The sequence below is a fragment of the Fontimonas sp. SYSU GA230001 genome, assembly GCF_040066175.1.
Lineage (GTDB): Bacteria > Pseudomonadota > Gammaproteobacteria > Nevskiales > Nevskiaceae > Solimonas.
The window spans coordinates 1-1,307 of sequence record NZ_JBEAAM010000056.1 but is presented as its reverse complement, the minus strand read 5'-3'; the positions used below and the strand labels follow the sequence as shown (position 1 = coordinate 1,307).

General features: G+C 67.7%; 2 protein-coding genes. One reads left to right on the top strand and one right to left on the bottom strand.

Annotated elements, in window-relative coordinates:
* The first annotated feature begins 139 nt into the window (after positions 1-139).
* Positions 140-424, top strand: a complete 285-nt coding sequence (locus AAG565_RS15710; RefSeq protein ID WP_348820588.1) for a hypothetical protein — start codon at positions 140-142, stop codon at positions 422-424.
* 16 nt (positions 425-440) lie between these two features.
* Here AAG565_RS15710 and AAG565_RS15705 read toward each other — a convergent pair whose 3' ends face one another.
* Positions 441-989, bottom strand: coding sequence for a hypothetical protein (locus tag AAG565_RS15705; protein WP_348820587.1), 549 nt, complete (start codon positions 987-989; stop codon positions 441-443).
* Between the last annotated feature and the right edge of the window lie 318 nt (positions 990-1,307).

Below are 1,307 nucleotides of genomic sequence, written 5' to 3'. Positions count from 1 at the left end.
TCATCCTCCGATGATCCCGCCGCCCCGCCGGCCTTTCAGGCTCACTTCACGTTGGAATCACGCACCCCCTTCAGGCTCATGTGTCATTGGAAGAGGCTCAAGGTGATCCGGGTGATCTCAATGCGGTATGCTCTGCCTCATGAAGAAGCGCGCTATCACTACCTCCAAGGCAGTCGATGACCTGGACGAAGTGCCGCCGTTGCCGGCGGACTTCGGTCGTCGTGCGCTGTTCCGCCGCAACTTCGTGGCCATCGATGCCGGCCCGGACGCGCCGGCCGAGTTCAAGGAACTGGTCAAAAAGCACCGGCCGCTCGCTGAAAAACTCGGCTACGTGCGCAAGGGCAAGGTGCCCAAGGGCGGCGTGAAGATCGTCAACCCGCACGCCTACACCCGCGGCAAGAAAACCGGCAAAGCGCGCGCGTGAAGCGGCTTCGCCGCGATCAATGAACCGCGTGCGCCGCGCGCCTCTGAGCGGTGGCGCCGGCTCCATCAACATCTGCGGCGAGGCTGCAGCCGCGCCGAAAACACCGATGCGGGATATCGAGCCAGGACGCATCATCAGGGCCGGCGACGGTCGAAGCTCGCCGGTCGCGGCGCGTCGCCGCCGCCTTGCGGCCGGCCTGTAGCCGGATCGCTTTCAGGCGTCCCGCACGCTCGGTCGCGGCCTGCGCCGCGCGCCGCGCCATGTCGCGCGCCAGCGCGCGCATATCCGGGCTACGGTAGTCCTGCCAGTGTCCGCCGGGCGGTGCGAACAGCTCGTTGCGCCAGGGCACCGTGAGCTGGCACACGCCGGGCCACCAGCCGCGCACGAAAGACGCATTCCACGGCGCCGACTGGCGCTCGATCGTGCGCACGATCTGCAGCGCCGGAGGCGGGATACGGCCGTGCACGCGCCAGCGCGTGATGGTGTGCTCGCACACGCCGAACACTTTGGCGCAGTACGCGCGCCTCAGCGAAAACTGACGCATCCACGCGCGCGCGGGGAACACCAAGAGCAAGGACGGCGCTGACGATCCGCACCCGACGCATCCACGCGCGCGCGGGGAACACGAAGAGCAGCGCAAGGCGACCGAAGGCAATCCCGACGCATCCACGCGCGCGCGGGGAACACGTCCTGATGCGGGCGGCACGGCCGACGCCGATCGACGCATCCACGCGCGCGCGGGGAACACCAAATGGTGGCTGGTACTCGGTGGCACGGCGTTCGATGCGCATTCCGCGAATGTCGGTCCACGATTCCGCGCGATGTCGGTCCAGCAATCCGCGGCATGCCGGTCCAGTGGTGATCGGGACGGAAATACTCTGAG

Coding starts and splice junctions, on each gene's coding strand:
- AAG565_RS15710 (WP_348820588.1), top strand. CDS start 140: ATGAAGAAGCGCGCTATCACTACCTCCAAGGCAGTCGATGACCTGGAC.